The following is a 14542-nucleotide window of genomic DNA, read 5'->3' on the forward strand; positions in this document are numbered from 1 at the left end:
GAACAGTAATTTGCTCCTATCCAGCCCCACTACAATGATGTCAACTAAGAAAATCAGTGTAGCGTGGGTGAAGGCGCAAGCCGTAACCCGGGAAACTCTTTGCCAAGAAAACCCAGGTTTCGCTTCGTTACAACCAAGCTACAACCTTAAATCGATTTTACTTCAACTCGTTTAGTCGTTTATTGGTAGTGACTTCGGTAGGGAACGTTCTATTTTTTAGATCCTGAAATTCTACATCATTATCATCTATTGCCAGATAGAATTCCTTTATGGCCTTTTGTGCTTTCTCACCAACGACACCGGAGGTTTTGAGCCCATGAAAATCATCTCCAAAGAACTTGGAGCGTCCATTCTTCCAGGCTTCATCGATATCCAATAGTCGCTGTAAACTGAGCATGCGACTTGTACCAAAGTAACTACCCCCTTTAGTAATTTCCATTTTAGCGACATTGTTCTTGGTTGCGATTACGCTATTATGCGCCTTATTAATAATATCGTGTATGCTGCAGAGATCATCAATCGTTTTAATTTGATCAATCGTTGTAATTTCAAATTTGAGTTTACTTTCTAATGAAATGCAATAGTCAGACTTCGCATGATTTCGTGATTTATAGAAAAATAGAAAAGAACATGTTTTTTCCTCGGCTTCTAGTGTCTTTTTATATGTTTGTATTAATGAGATTGCTTCTTCCAGTCTATTTTTCAATCTCTTTTTCTTTTCTTCTGTGAGTGCTGCTTCTTCATTTCTTTTCTCTTTTTCTTTATGAGAACCTTGGCCTAGAAGATTTGCTCCATCATTTTTCTGCGCTTCACCGCCGAGATTACTCGATGCATCCTGTGACTCTTCGTCACTGGAATCTTTGCCTGAGGAGCTTTCTATTTTAGGTTGAGCTTCACTGCTTTTCGTTTTAATTTGCTGTAAACCAATTTCGACTTTTTCCTTTTTTTGCTGAAAGGCCTCTTCGAGCCTATCAATAGCCTGAACTGTTTGTTTATGCATATCTGAAGTGCCATGAATCTCTTTTTTGTACTTATGTAGTTTGCTTTTCTGTTCTTCAACAAATCGGATGAACTCTCGAAGCCCATGATCATCTGAAGGTATTGCTTTCTGTGTGACCTCGTTTTCAAGAGTTTTTATTTCTTCAAGCATTGTCCTTAAGCTCCTTAAATCTTTTGCTTGCTCCATAATTGACTTAAAGTTTACTTTAAGCTCGTTAAGTTTGGATTGTTCGCCCCTAATCTTTTTTTCAACAGAGGTTTCTTTGCCCCCCTCCAGGACTCCATCCATAATGAGATTTTTATCATTAAACCTCTCTTCTTCGAACGAAAGTACATTACTAAACAAAGGATTAAAATTCCGATCAAATTCCTCAAATGATTTTGGCGATTGATTTGAATTTAAAAGCGTACGATAATGGTTTTGCATTAACTCCAAGTTTTTCTGATTTGCAACCAAATCATCGGTTGCTGATTTTACTAAAGACTTAGCTTGGAGAACCAGTTCTTGATTTCGAGCGTCCTCTAACTCTCTCTGCAAAGATTCAGCTTGTTTCTTTTTTTCCTGAATGGATTGTTCAATTTCCCCAATAGCCTGACGAGTCTTTGTATGTATTTCTGAGGTACCATCAATCTTTTGTTTTATAAGCTTTATTTCTTCTTCTTTAGCTGCAATAAATTTGATAAGCTCTTGAAGTTTAGGAGCATCTGAAGATACTAATAACTCCTCAGCTTTTTTTGCGACCTCGGCTTCAATAGTTTTTATTTGTTTAAACTGAGTCGTTAAACTCATTAAATCTTCCGCTTGTTTCTTAATCGATTCAAAGTTCTCTCTTTGTTTAACGAGCTCAGATTGCTCCTTCCGAATCTCCTCTGCTGTAACAGAGCTTGCTTCACATTGCTTCATGATCTCACCCATGATACGTTTTTTTTCAGCAAAACTCTGTTCAAATTTTGAAATATATTGGCCACCAAACCAATTATTGAAGTTCCGATCAAACTCTTCAAATAATGCTTGTGAATAATCTGATTTTTTAAGCAACTCAAGGTACCGGTTTTGTATTGATTCCAAATTTTGCTGATTTTCAACCAATTCATCCGTTGCTGATTTTACTAAAGACTTAGCTTGGAGGAGCAGTTGTTGATTTCGAATAGACTCTAACTTTTCTCTAAATGCACCCAGTCGTTTGATAACGTTCAAACGGAGAGTCGAGTCAGCGGGAATTTCTTCAATTAACTTATAATCATTCTTAGTGGCTGGTTGTTTTGACTTAAAATTATGATCCGCACGTTTTCCTCGAATAGGCACTGTATCAATATCTTTTTCTTCTAATGACAAGACCCGAATCATAGAATTTAGGAAAGCCAAATAACTCTTGCTGTATTCAGAGGTATCAAATGTCATGTATAACTGAATTTTAGCTTTATTTGATTCAATTCGTTTCTTGAGTTTTTCATTAAACCCTATTTCAGAAAACTCGACAATTTGCTCTAGGAGCTCCTGTTTAGAAGATATTTCAGTGGGGTTGGTATAAATGAAAGGAATCTGCGGAATTTTCATATAAGCTTGGCAATTTAAAATCATTGTGATCATATTATAACCGATTTGGATTGTTTTTTGTATACCGATTGGTTTAATTGAAAGTTAAATATACATTAAAAGCAAAATTGAGGATTTTATTTGAGAAATTCGATATAAGGCCGGTGATCTACATAAATTTCGATCTATCAGCCTGGTTAAAAGGGATAATCATACTTTTTTGCTGTCTGAAAACATTTTTTAAGAACAAAACTTTGTGGGACATGGGTCAACACCCAAGTCTGACTTTAAAAATTATTGAAATTTAACGGATATGGGGATCAATCATCGAGCGCGTAATAAAGTAAAAAGAGTCGGTCGATAAGCCGGGTTCTGTCATGGACAATCATTCATCTGGGGCATGCGTCACCGCATGCCTCAAGCGACCTACCCGAGTCCCGTGCGGGTCACACGTCATGGCTTTTCAGCCAAATGGACTCCTATTTGGTCTTGCTCCGAGTGGGGTTTTCCCTGCCACGTCTGTTACCAGACGCGCGGTGCGCTCTTACCGCACCATTTCACCCTTACCTCAAAGAGGCGGTATATTTTCTGTGGCACTTTCCGTAGGTTCACACCTCCCAGGCGTTACCTGGCACTCTACCCTTTGGAGCCCGGACTTTCCTCCCTTTGTAAAACAAAGAGCGATTGTCTGACCAACTCTGTTATCAATGGTAGCAGAGTGCCTAGTCAAAGACTACTATATTGGAAAATTTAATATGAAAAAAACAGTGAAGATAGATTGCTTTAATCAATTAGAAGTCACGAGTCCCAATAAATTCATCATCGAAATAACGCTTTAATTTAGTACGCAAAGTACCACGGCTTACACCAAGAACACGCGCAGCTTTTGATTGGTTGTAACGAGTTAATTCCATAACAGTACGAAATAACGGCGCTTCAACCTCTTCAACGATTAATTGATATAAATTTAAGTTAGAATCTTTATTGCTAACACTGTTTAAATAACCCTTAACTGCATGAATTACTTGATGAGTAAGTGCTTCGCTGCTTTGCACCATTGTTTCTGTGCTCATTTAAGTCTCCTAGTACAAATTAATTAAATAAAATTATGCCCAGTACATACACTCACCGAACACTATGGACTATATAGTACCAAACATCTCAAAGAGTGTAAATATTGTTTTAATGATATTCATTTCTTAAGGAAATATTAAGAAAAAAAATTTTACCACTTTACAAGTTAAATGGACAAGGTGATTTTATTAATTAATTAGTGTATCTCAGCTATTTCTTGCCTGTTAGCGTAAAATAATCAGAAAATTCGCATATCTTCTTTTTTAAAAATTATAATTTTCTTTTTGTTTTTGAATTATTCCAATAAACTGAGGTATTTGATTTTCAAGGACAAGTATGACAAAAAAACATACAAGTGACTTGCATTGTCACCTCAATGGAAGTTTTAGTTTGGCGTATTTAGCGCAATTTTAACTGCATTAGAACAGTGGAACTCTCTACAACCTTGTGAAGACAAGAATCTATTGCATGGCAAAGTACGCTTAGGTCATTGTATTTTTCTTACCCAGGAACAAAAAGAACGTATTAACAAACTTGGAGTACCTATAGAAGTATGTCCCAGCTGTCACAGTAAATTGAATTGGCATCTCGAAAAGGAACCTCATCCAGCGACATTAATTTATCAGGATCTCAGCGAGCCTGTGGTTTTGGGTACCGATGATGAGCTAATTTTTGATGAGCCAATCAAAAATGAATTTAATCGATTGTTAAGTTTTTTTTCAAATAAAAAAGAATTGAGCAGGAAACAACTTAAAGAACATCAACCCAGTTTTCGTTTTTCCAATAATTAACTGAATAATTTCAGTCATCCCGGATGCACTTTGTTGCACCCAGGCTTTTTATTCTAGGCTCTGTTGACAATTGCCTCATTAGGCTAGGTTTCGCGCTTTATGCACGCAATCCAGTAAAGGCAGCATTAAAAATGCGGAATTAAATGAAATCTCAACAGACTCTAATCTACTGTAAAACTTTCTCCACATCCACATTGCCCTGTTTGATTGGGATTATTGAAAACAAACTTATAATTTAATCCCTGCTTTACATAATCAACACTCATATTTTTTAGAAAAGGATAACTGGATTTATCAATGCATACGCTGTAGTGTTCAGTCAAAGCAAGCACCAAATCACCTTCCTGAGGAGCGAGCACATAATCAACTACATAAGATAACCCCGAACATCCAGTTTTCTTAACTGATAAACGAATCCCAGTATATTCAGAATTTTTCTGCAAATATGACACCAAGTGCTTTATCGCTGCTTCAGTAAAACTGATTTCAGGCACTGTACTTTCTACATGATGTACTACTACACTCATTTGTTACCTCTCGATTCGATTTATCTTCTTCATTAAAAGCAATACTTCTTTATAAACGTCAACAATCCTTAATGCTATAGGATACTGAGCGACAGGGATATTTAATTCGTTCACAATGGACTGATAATCAATTTGTGGTGCAGTCATTATGGTCTTCCCTTCCAGCTGTCTACATAACCATTCCAGACTAGCAATTACATAAGGATTACCATTGGTTTTAAAACAAGCTCGTACAATTGTATCATCTGGATTGCACTGCATGTAGAGTTCAATAACTCCCTGACCTTTTTGGTTGTTTTTAACAACAACAGCAAAATGATCATTTAAATCGACAACACCGACATGTTTCGGTGAAAAAAAACAATCTCGTACAATTTTATTATACATCATGATGGTGACATTTCATGCAGCCGGGTTACTTGCGTACAAATAACGTTTATCGCATGCTCCACTTCTGCTTCCTTAGTAAAGCGCCCAAGAGACAATCGAATCGTGCTTTGTGCTAACTCATCACTTAATCCTAAAGACCTCAATACATACGAAGGTTGGATACTGGCGGAACTACAGGCTGACGTAGTAGAGACAGCTAAATCACTTAATGCCAGCAGTAAAGAATCCCCATCCAAACCGGAAAAACTTATATTCAGATTACCAGCGATTCGCTTTTGTTCATCCCCATTAATCTGAATGCCTGGCAAATGTTTAATGCCGTTCCATATTCGCTGGCGATACTTTAAAAGTCGTGCTTGCTCTTCATCTCGTAAGCGTTCGGCTAATGCGAATGCCTCTCCCATACCTACAATTTGATGTGTAGCCAAAGTTCCTGAGCGCAACCCCCCTTCATGCCCGCCGCCAAAACTTTGCGGCTGCAGACGAATGCGTGGTTTATGTCTCACATAAAGTGCACCTACACCTTTGGGGCCATAATTTTTATGTGCTGATAACGCCATCAAATCTACAGAAAGATGGGTGAGATCAATGGGAATTTTTCCGGCACTTTGCGCTGCGTCAACATGAAAAATAATTCCTTTATTACGTAATAAAGTCCCAATAGCCTCAATGTCTTGGACTACACCAATTTCGTTGTTCACATGCATGATGGATACCAAAATAGTATCAGGTCTTAAAGCTTGGTTCAGTTTTTCAACATCGAGTAAACCATTTGCTTCTGGTGGTAGATACGTTATTTCGAATCCGTCTTTTTCCAAGCGGCTAAAACTATCGAGTACTGCCTTATGTTCGGTACTCATGGTAATCAAATGCTTCCCTTTATTCTTATAAAAGTGAGCTGCACCTATAATTGCCAAATTATTCGCTTCAGTAGCACCTGAAGTAAATACGATATCTTGTGTCGACGCATGGATCGAATCCGCAATTTGTAAGCGTGCATGCTCTACTGCAAGAGATGCGACTCGACCGTATTCATGAGTTACTGAAGAAGGATTACCGTAATCCCCATCAGGTCCTAAATAACGGATCATGTGCTCCACTACACGCGGATCAACCGGTGTTGTTGCCATATAATCAAAATAGATTGGTATTTTAATTATCTCGCTCACTCCCACCCCTTTTGCTTGCCCATTCGAGAGATTTCTGTACCTGACTCAACATACCACGTAATAAATTAACTTCCATTTTTTCCAAATTGACGCGATTGAATAATCTTCGTACTCGTTGCATTAAACGACGAGGATTTGACGCTTTTAAAAATTGAATCTCAATAAAAACATCCCTTAAATGCTCATAAAATTGTTCAATTTCATCCGCTGTAGCATATTCATCCTGGCGTAATGCTACTTCGGCTTTCGGGGCCAATATCTTCATTCGCAACTCATAAGCAACAATCTGTACTGCTTGTGCCAGGTTCAGCGAACTATATTCAGGATTGCTTGGAATATGAATATGATAATGACATTTTAGGAGCTCTTCATTAGTAAGGCCCGCATGTTCTCGTCCAAAGACTATTGCAATTTGTGTATCTTCTGCTTGCTTACTTACCAAATCGGCACAAGATGCAGGAAGTAAGCCAGGTAACGATAGTCCTCTAGGTCTCGCACTAGTCCCTAAAATTAGCTGACAACCAATTAATGCTTCGTCTAAAGTCTCAGTAACTATAGCACTCTCCAAAAGATCATCGGCCCCAGCGGCCATTTCTTTTGCTTTATAATCGGGGAACGATTTGGGCTTAACCAGATATAATGAATTTAATCCCATAGTTTTCATTGCCCTGGCTGTCGAGCCTATATTACCTGGATGAGATGTAGCCAATAGAATAATGCGAATTGAACTTAACTTCATATACAAACTTTTATTAATGCATTGAGATCTCTATATCATATCATCGAACTTACTTTTTTACGATTTTTGCTTTTTTCATAATTAACTCTATTTGCGCAAAAAAAATATGATAGAATCACCGGTTTTGTAGATTAAAGAGTATATTCATGGAACCACTTTTAAATATAGCAATTAGCGCAGCACGACAAGCCGGTGATATTATAATTCGACACATGGAGCAAGTGGATCGTCTCAAAATTACTGCTAAAAATAACCATGAATATTTTAGCGAAGTAGACATCAAAGCAGAACAAGCTATCATTCATACAATTCATAAAGCGTATCCAGACCATGGAATCCTCGCTGAAGAAAGCGGTGTTCAAGACGGTGATAACGAGTCGATCTGGATTATTGATCCATTAGATGGAACATCTAACTATCTACATGGCTTCCCCTTCTTTTCCGTTTCAATAGCAGTGAAAGTTAAAGGAAGAATAGAGCATGGCGTTATTTATGATCCATTACGGCATGAATGTTTTGCTGCAAGCCGAGGACGTGGGGCACGTTTGAATGATCGAAGAATACGTGTTTCCAAACAAACTCAACTGATGTTCTCCCTTTTAGGAACAGGTTTCCCATCTCGTGACATCAACGTAGCACAAAGATACTTACCGACATTTGAAGCATTATTTGGCAAGTGTGCCGGAGTCAGAAGAACTGGATCTGCTGCACTTGATTTGGCCTATGTTGCTAGCGGACGCCTTGATGGATTTTGGGAGTTTGGTTTACGGCCCTGGGATATTGCAGCGGGATCTTTATTAATTAGAGAAGCGGGTGGCTTGATTAGCGATCTACAAGGTGGCGATGATTTCCTCAAACATGGAGACATTGTTGCTGGAACACCTAAAGTGTTTAAATCATTATTACAAACCATTTCTCCTGTTTTGAAATAAATCGAAGCGTACATACTTCGTAGCCTGGGTGAAGCGTAGCAGAACCCGGGCTACGAGATATCAAGATTACTCCTTATTTAAACCCCTGCTTCACTCCAAAACTTAAAGGAAGCTCATCAGCCAGAGCAGTGCCTAGATTTTTGGTCACTCGATCAAAAAGATTTTGCTTATGGGTATAATCAATAACATCAGAAATCTTAATTATTTCACGCGCTAGCTGCCCACTGCTCGCAAAACCATCAATTAACCCCATTGCTAAAGCTTGTTGCCCAGTCCAAAAAAGTCCAGAGAATGTATCATTATCAATATGTAAACGATCTCCGCGACCTTCTTTTACTCGATTAATAAATTGCTCATGAACCTGATCTAGCATGGCCTGTAGTTTTTGCTTCGCAAAATCTGTTTCAGGACTAAAAGGATCCAAAAATGACTTATTTACACCAGAAGTTTGTAATCTTCGTGTAATGCCAACTTTGTTAATTAAATCAACAAAGCCAAAACCATTATACAAAACACCTATAGAGCCAACCATACTTGCCGGGCTGGCATAAATATTTTCTGCAGCAACAGCAACGTAATAAGCAGCGGAAGCACATGCATCGACACAAACAGCATAAATTTTTATATCAGGATATTTTTTTTGATAAAACTTTATCATGTTATACATGTATTCAGCCTGGACAGGACTACCGCCAGGACTATTAATACGTACAATTACAGCCTTTAATCCAGAGTTTTTATAAGCTGAATCTAATCCCTTGGCGAAATCATCGGCATTGGCTTTCGCTTCAGCCATTTCTCCAGTAATATCGACTATACCAACATGAGGCTTAGTATTAGTGCCTATGTCTTCATTAGTACTCATTGATACTTGATATACAACGTAAGCAATGATAAGTAAATAAATAACACGCATAAACCACTTCCATCTCCGCTTCCTTTTTGCTTCTTTCATATAATCAATAATGATTTGATTCAGCAAAGCTTGAGAATCCGAAGTAGAGTTAGGGGAATGGTTGTTTGTCATAATCATCACTTGAAATAATTAAAATAATCCCCATTTTACGGTAGATACAAGAAAATTAACACACCCATTAACCCATTAGAAGGTTATATATCATGAGAATGGATAAGCTTACATCAAAGTTTCAAATTGCCCTGGCAGATGCCCAATCTCTCGCTTTAGGGAGAGATAATGGCTTTATCGAACCAGAGCACTTAATGAAAGCCCTTTTGGATCAACAAGGAGGCAGCTGCAGACCCCTGTTGAGTAAAGCCGGAGTCAATATCCCTTTATTAAGGACTCTCTTAGATCAAGCATTAGATAAACTTCCTAAAGTCTCTGGTATGGGTGGTGATATCCATATTTCCAACGGATTAAATCGTTTATTAAATCTTACAGATAAGCTGGCACAGCAAAAAAAGGATAATTTTATTTCCAGTGAACTTTTTGTTTTAGCGGCAATAAGCGAAGAAGGCAGTCTTTCTCGCATGCTTAAGCAAGCTGGCGGCGAAGCCAAAGCAATTGAAAATGCAATTATTGAGTTGCGAGGTGGAGAAAGCATTAATGACGCTAATGCCGAAGAACAGCGCCAAGCCCTGGAAAAATATACCCTTGATTTAACCGCCCGAGCAGAACAAGGTAAATTAGATCCGGTGATAGGACGCGATGATGAAATTCGTAGAACTGTTCAGGTGTTGCAAAGACGTACAAAAAACAACCCCGTTTTGATTGGTGAGCCCGGTGTAGGTAAAACTGCGATTGTTGAAGGACTGGCACAACGCATCATTAATGGTGAAGTTCCTGAAGGTTTAAAAAATAAGCGATTGCTTTCTTTAGATATGGGGGCATTGATTGCAGGGGCAAAATACCGCGGTGAGTTTGAAGAGCGCCTTAAAGCAGTTCTGAATGATTTAGCAAAACAAGAAGGTCAAATTATTCTCTTTATTGACGAACTTCATACTATGGTTGGTGCCGGAAAAGCAGAAGGTGCAATGGATGCAGGAAACATGCTAAAGCCAGCTTTAGCACGCGGTGAACTCCATTGCATCGGTGCAACCACTTTAGATGAATATCGACAATATATTGAAAAAGATGCCGCTTTGGAGCGACGCTTCCAAAAAGTTCTGGTTGATGAACCCAGTGTGGAAGACACTATTGCTATTCTGCGTGGTTTAAAGGAACGTTATGAAGTACATCATGGGGTTGAAATTACGGATCCGGCTATAGTCGCAGCAGCTACTCTATCACACCGCTATATTACAGACAGACAACTGCCTGATAAAGCAATTGACTTAATTGATGAAGCAGGAAGTTTGATTCGTATGGAAATAGATTCAAAACCTGAGAGCATGGATAAATTAGAGCGACGTTTGATTCAATTAAAAATCGAACGTGAAGCACTCAAAAAAGAGCATGATGAGGCCTCTAAAAAACGACTTGACGATCTACAACATACAATTGACGAATTAGAAAAAAGCTATTCTGATTTAGAAGAAGTATGGAAGGCAGAAAAAGCAACAATGCACGGAGCTACTCAAATTAAAGAAGCGCTTGAACAAGCAAAACTTGAAATGGAAACTGCACGTCGAGCTGGTGATTTGAGTCGAATGTCTGAATTACAATACGGACGCATTCCAGAACTTGAAAAGCGCTTAGCTCAAGTAGCCGAAGTAGAGTCGCATGAGAACAAATTAGTCCGTAACAAAGTGACTGAGGATGAGGTAGCAGAGGTCGTATCGAAGTGGACCGGCATACCTGTAGCGAAAATGATGGAAGGTGAAAAAGAAAAATTACTCCAAATGGAAGATGTGCTCCATCATCGACTTATAGGTCAAAATGAAGCAATAAATGCTGTATCCAATGCCATTCGTCGTTCACGTGCCGGTTTATCAGACCCTAACCGTCCTATAGGTTCGTTTTTATTTCTCGGTCCTACGGGTGTGGGTAAAACGGAATTATGTAAGGCCTTGGCCTCTTTTCTCTTTGATACTGAAGAAGCAATGGTACGCATTGATATGTCTGAATTTATGGAAAAACATTCTGTTGCCCGTCTGATTGGTGCCCCCCCTGGGTACGTAGGTTATGAAGAAGGCGGATATTTGACAGAAGCAGTCCGTCGCAGACCCTACTCCGTAATTTTACTTGATGAAGTAGAAAAAGCGCATACGGATGTGTTTAATATACTTTTGCAAGTTATGGATGATGGGCGCTTGACTGATGGCCAGGGACGTACCGTTGATTTTCGTAATACCATTATCGTCATGACTTCAAATCTTGGATCCAATCTGATTCAAGAAATGGGCAACAAATTTAAATACGACCAAGTTAAAGATGCTGTTATGGAAATGGTACGTCAACACTTTCGTCCTGAATTCATTAACCGGATTGATGATACAGTGGTCTTCCACGCCCTTGCTCAAGATCAAATTGCAAAAATTGCATCGATCCAAATTGGCTACTTGCAAAAGCGCTTGAATCAACAAGATATCCATCTTGATGTAACTCAAGAAGCTTTATCACACTTGGCAGAAGCAGGCTTTGACCCAGTATATGGTGCAAGACCTTTAAAACGCACTATTCAACAACAGCTGGAAAATCCTCTAGCTCAAAATATACTGACAGGAAAATTTAAGTCAGGAGAAACAATCAAGGTGACTTATAAAGATGGAGAGATGAAGTTTACGAGTCATTAATCTAATATTTGACCTGGGTGCACTGCACCCAGGCTACAATGCCCACAAACCACAAAACATTCTAACGATCCGCTCCTATCTGGTCTAATCGTTTGCATCATTAGCTGGATGACGCAAACTCTCATAATGACTTAAAGTAAGAGGTTCCACTTGAACGCTTTGACCAATAAGGTTCTCAGGCACAAACGCACTGACTTTTGTTTTATTTTTAGGCATAATAAGGGCGTCAGACCTTATCATTTCTCAATATAAAAACTATGATCAATAAATTATTTCATCGAATAAAACAACTGCATCAAACACCAGCAGGTAAAATTATTTCTAATGCATATCGGATTATTTCAGTTGATGAGAATTATCAAAATACCGCTCAAATTTACGTTAAAGTCCAAGTTACTGGTAAGGCGGCAAATTTTGATAAGCCAATAAGTGAACTGTATCAAAAAAAATGGCTGGATAATTTTTCGCATGAAGATGTAGTGCATATTGCGGCTTTATATTCTGCCGAACAAACCAATAATATGGATTTAATTAAAAGATTTCCCAAACAAACATCCGCAAACAAATCCAGTGTCATTAGTGTAGGTATATTGTTTACAACTTTTTTAATCTTATCGAACTTAGCTGCTTTTAAAATAGCTGCATTTGGTTCCATCAATTTTGCTGCTGGTTTAATTTTTTTCCCTTTAACCTATGTCTTTGATAATATTTTGACTGAAGTATATGGATTTAAAGTAAGTAGACGGATCATTTGGATGGCATTACTTGCGAATACTATTGTATTTTTGGGTACCTGGCTTACCATTTATCTGACTCCATCACCCTACTGGCCTCATCAAGAAGCTTATGCAACAATATATCAAGGAACATTAAGGGTTTTCACAGCTTCCGTCATTAGTTACTTCTTTGGTGAATTTGCCAATTCAATTATTTTAGCCAAACTCAAAGTGCTGACATCTGGAGAGCGGCTTTGGCTGCGCGCGATTACAAGCACGATGATCGGCGTTGGTATCGATACACTACTTTTTACTCATATTGCCTTTTTGTTCATAATCCCCTACGCAGGCATTTGGCAAATTATTGAAACGATGTATTTATTCAAAGTACTGTATGAAATATGTGCATTGCCGATTACATATCAAGTTTCAAATTATTTAAAAAGAAAAGATAATGTTGATCACTTCGATGTGAAAACCAATTTTAATCCGTTTTCATTAGAGCTTTGATAATGGATTCAACAATTTGTTTCGTTTTGATCTTGATTACAACCAGCAAGAAAATGATTTTTTAAAAACGAAACCATAAAATGTAGCCATGTACAGCACAGCGAAAGTTGGTTCTGAGCATGAATCAACTTCTTTATCAATGTTCCGCTGTACTGCCCATGCTACTGTTCAGTAACAATCAATGAGTGAGGACTAAACTTCCCTCTTTTTTCGGTGCATCTTGTATGGTTAACTCTTTCTCTGCTCTCGCGATGGCAGTAAGCATCTTATCTTTTCCATTAAAAAATGTGCAATCCAAAACAGCACCAGGCTCTGTTTCGAGGAATTGTTTGAGAAACTTCACCCCATCGAGCATGTCCTCTTTAGTCAATTCATCCAGACTTTTTTCCAAACCCAAAGCTTGTTGGAGGGTAAATAGCAGATCTGTATCGAGCATCTTGGATTGCTGTAATAACAATACATAACCACCAAAAAGCATATAGCTGCACGTAGAATCATAACAGGCTTTCATTTTTGTTAAAAAAGAACTGTGGTCCGTGGTCTCAAGATTCTCTTGAATTAATGGAGTATAAAATAAACTAAAAATTATATTTCTTGATGTGTCTGACTCAACATATTTAATAAGACTTACATTAATTGCCTCTTCGTCTAAATTTTTAAAGACGTTAAAATCTTTATAATCTTTTGCCACCCCTTTACACCATTTCTCTATATCTTTTTCAAGCTGTTGCCGTTCATTTTCAATTTGCTCTGCTAGAGTTTTAACAAATTCAATTGCTGTAAACCGATTTAGGATAGCTGAACCTCGTCGCGTATGCTCATCGATAATATCTTGTAAGTATGATTTGAAATTTCTATCTTCAGCAAAATGGGGGTATTTCATGAAGCGAGGAACTTTCTCTTTATCTTCAAGCAGCATGTTGTTACGAAAGACTTCTAATGCTTTGACAATAGTTACAACATCAAGAGTTTTTAAATCATCTGCTCTAAATGTCTTTTTTATCAAGTCTGAGTCTAATTCTTTAAATTTCAATGCTCTTCTTATCGCTTGGAATAACTTACAATCCGTTACATTACATTTGCCCCATATAGTCCAAGATGCATAGTAATTAAAATTATCATATTCCTTAATTAATCGAAAATAACGATGAATTAATGCTCCTAATAAAAACAAAGCCCCCTGCTCTGTATCTTTTTTATTTTCTTTTGGAATTTGACGTAATTCATTAACCAATTGATTAAACACCTCAATCTGAGGGGTTCGATCTGATTTACATTTAATTACTTCATTTGTTCTAGCAATTAATACATCAAGACTAGACTGTTGTAGTGCAGATGCTCCATCATTAACCTGGCCATCCACTACAGTATATCTGCCTAATATAGTGGAATATTTTGTTTCTAGGTTCAGCGTATTGACTCTAAATTTTGCAAACGTTGGCGGAATAAAAGTCATACATCC

Annotated in this window: 13 protein-coding genes and 1 other RNA gene; 4 read left to right on the top strand and 10 right to left on the bottom strand. The window is 37.9% G+C overall.

From position 1 onward, the window contains the following. Positions 1–157 precede the first annotated feature (157 nt). The 3 genes from ELY20_RS10080 to ELY20_RS10090 all read right to left on the bottom strand — a co-directional run bounded on the left by ELY20_RS10080 (position 158) and on the right by ELY20_RS10090 (position 3609). A complete protein-coding gene (locus ELY20_RS10080; RefSeq protein ID WP_126955510.1) occupies positions 158–2590 on the bottom strand; it encodes a hypothetical protein in 2433 nt (810 codons plus the stop codon). A 291-nt stretch (positions 2591–2881) separates the two neighbouring features. Then, positions 2882–3236: RNase P RNA component class A (gene rnpB, locus ELY20_RS10085), an RNA gene on the bottom strand. A gap of 91 nt (positions 3237–3327) precedes the next feature. Beyond that, entirely contained in the window at positions 3328–3609 is a 282-nt protein-coding gene (locus tag ELY20_RS10090; RefSeq protein ID WP_058468001.1) for a helix-turn-helix domain-containing protein, read from the bottom strand. 465 nt (positions 3610–4074) lie between these two features. Here ELY20_RS10090 and ELY20_RS10095 point away from each other — a divergent pair, with 465 nt between their 5' ends. Beyond that, positions 4075–4401 carry an amidohydrolase family protein gene (locus ELY20_RS10095; RefSeq protein WP_158618873.1) on the top strand — a complete coding sequence of 109 codons (327 nt, stop codon included), beginning with the start codon at positions 4075–4077 and terminating at the stop codon, positions 4399–4401. A 161-nt stretch (positions 4402–4562) separates the two neighbouring features. Here the strand turns inward: ELY20_RS10095 and ELY20_RS10100 are convergent, their stop codons facing one another. Genes ELY20_RS10100 through trmJ form a run of 4 tightly spaced genes read right to left on the bottom strand, consistent with a single transcriptional unit; the run spans position 4563 to position 7226 of the window. Next, complete coding sequence (locus ELY20_RS10100) at positions 4563–4928, bottom strand: HesB/IscA family protein (RefSeq protein WP_110142162.1); 366 nt, start codon at positions 4926–4928, stop codon at positions 4563–4565. Between the two features lie 3 nt (positions 4929–4931). Then, on the bottom strand, positions 4932–5318 hold the full coding sequence (locus ELY20_RS10105; protein WP_110142163.1) for an iron-sulfur cluster assembly scaffold protein: 387 nt from the start codon (positions 5316–5318) through the stop codon (positions 4932–4934). Beyond that, positions 5315–6487: an IscS subfamily cysteine desulfurase gene (locus ELY20_RS10110; protein WP_110142164.1), complete on the bottom strand. Its 1173-nt coding sequence runs from the start codon at positions 6485–6487 to the stop codon at positions 5315–5317. The genes ELY20_RS10105 and ELY20_RS10110 overlap by 4 nt, the downstream gene beginning before the upstream one ends. After that, on the bottom strand, positions 6471–7226 hold the full coding sequence (trmJ, locus tag ELY20_RS10115; protein WP_110142165.1) for a tRNA (cytosine(32)/uridine(32)-2'-O)-methyltransferase TrmJ: 756 nt from the start codon (positions 7224–7226) through the stop codon (positions 6471–6473). Before trmJ ends, ELY20_RS10110 begins: the two co-directional genes overlap by 17 nt. Positions 7227–7372: 146 nt before the next feature. Between trmJ and ELY20_RS10120 the strand changes: the two genes are divergently transcribed. Then, a complete protein-coding gene (locus ELY20_RS10120; protein WP_110142166.1) occupies positions 7373–8158 on the top strand; it encodes an inositol monophosphatase family protein in 786 nt (261 codons plus the stop codon). Between the two features lie 73 nt (positions 8159–8231). Here ELY20_RS10120 and ELY20_RS10125 read toward each other — a convergent pair whose 3' ends face one another. Further along, on the bottom strand, positions 8232–9185 hold the full coding sequence (locus tag ELY20_RS10125) for a S49 family peptidase (protein WP_110142167.1): 954 nt from the start codon (positions 9183–9185) through the stop codon (positions 8232–8234). Between the two features lie 92 nt (positions 9186–9277). Here ELY20_RS10125 and clpB point away from each other — a divergent pair, with 92 nt between their 5' ends. Further along, positions 9278–11854 carry an ATP-dependent chaperone ClpB gene (gene clpB, locus ELY20_RS10130; RefSeq protein ID WP_110142168.1) on the top strand — a complete coding sequence of 859 codons (2577 nt, stop codon included), beginning with the start codon at positions 9278–9280 and terminating at the stop codon, positions 11852–11854. An 84-nt stretch (positions 11855–11938) separates the two neighbouring features. On the opposite strand, the gene ELY20_RS10135 is transcribed toward clpB, so the two are convergent. Next, positions 11939–12094 (bottom strand): hypothetical protein, encoded by a 156-nt coding sequence (locus ELY20_RS10135; RefSeq protein ID WP_199739225.1) that lies wholly within the window; start codon positions 12092–12094, stop codon positions 11939–11941. 17 nt (positions 12095–12111) lie between these two features. On the opposite strand from ELY20_RS10135, the gene ELY20_RS10140 reads away from it, so the two are divergent. Further along, a complete protein-coding gene (locus ELY20_RS10140; protein ID WP_110142169.1) occupies positions 12112–13080 on the top strand; it encodes a queuosine precursor transporter in 969 nt (322 codons plus the stop codon). A 178-nt stretch (positions 13081–13258) separates the two neighbouring features. Here ELY20_RS10140 and ELY20_RS10145 read toward each other — a convergent pair whose 3' ends face one another. Then, positions 13259–14536, bottom strand: coding sequence for a hypothetical protein (locus tag ELY20_RS10145; protein ID WP_110142170.1), 1278 nt, complete (start codon positions 14534–14536; stop codon positions 13259–13261). Positions 14537–14542: the final 6 nt, after the last annotated feature.

Source organism: Legionella qingyii, assembly GCF_003990155.1.
Lineage (GTDB): Bacteria > Pseudomonadota > Gammaproteobacteria > Legionellales > Legionellaceae > Legionella > Legionella qingyii.

What these genes read in the sequence shown, in the direction of transcription:
- ELY20_RS10090 (WP_058468001.1), bottom strand. Translation starts at nt 3,609, where the DNA reads ATGAGCACAGAAACAATGGTGCAAAGCAGCGAAGCACTTACTCATCAA.
- ELY20_RS10120 (WP_110142166.1), top strand. Translation starts at nt 7,373, where the DNA reads ATGGAACCACTTTTAAATATAGCAATTAGCGCAGCACGACAAGCCGGT.
- ELY20_RS10145 (WP_110142170.1), bottom strand. Translation starts at nt 14,536, where the DNA reads ATGACTTTTATTCCGCCAACGTTTGCAAAATTTAGAGTCAATACGCTG.
- ELY20_RS10125 (WP_110142167.1), bottom strand. Translation starts at nt 9,185, where the DNA reads ATGACAAACAACCATTCCCCTAACTCTACTTCGGATTCTCAAGCTTTG.
- ELY20_RS10105 (WP_110142163.1), bottom strand. Translation starts at nt 5,318, where the DNA reads ATGATGTATAATAAAATTGTACGAGATTGTTTTTTTTCACCGAAACAT.
- ELY20_RS10140 (WP_110142169.1), top strand. Translation starts at nt 12,112, where the DNA reads ATGATCAATAAATTATTTCATCGAATAAAACAACTGCATCAAACACCA.
- ELY20_RS10135 (WP_199739225.1), bottom strand. Translation starts at nt 12,094, where the DNA reads ATGATAAGGTCTGACGCCCTTATTATGCCTAAAAATAAAACAAAAGTC.
- clpB (WP_110142168.1), top strand. Translation starts at nt 9,278, where the DNA reads ATGAGAATGGATAAGCTTACATCAAAGTTTCAAATTGCCCTGGCAGAT.
- ELY20_RS10100 (WP_110142162.1), bottom strand. Translation starts at nt 4,928, where the DNA reads ATGAGTGTAGTAGTACATCATGTAGAAAGTACAGTGCCTGAAATCAGT.
- trmJ (WP_110142165.1), bottom strand. Translation starts at nt 7,226, where the DNA reads ATGAAGTTAAGTTCAATTCGCATTATTCTATTGGCTACATCTCATCCA.
- ELY20_RS10080 (WP_126955510.1), bottom strand. Translation starts at nt 2,590, where the DNA reads ATGATCACAATGATTTTAAATTGCCAAGCTTATATGAAAATTCCGCAG.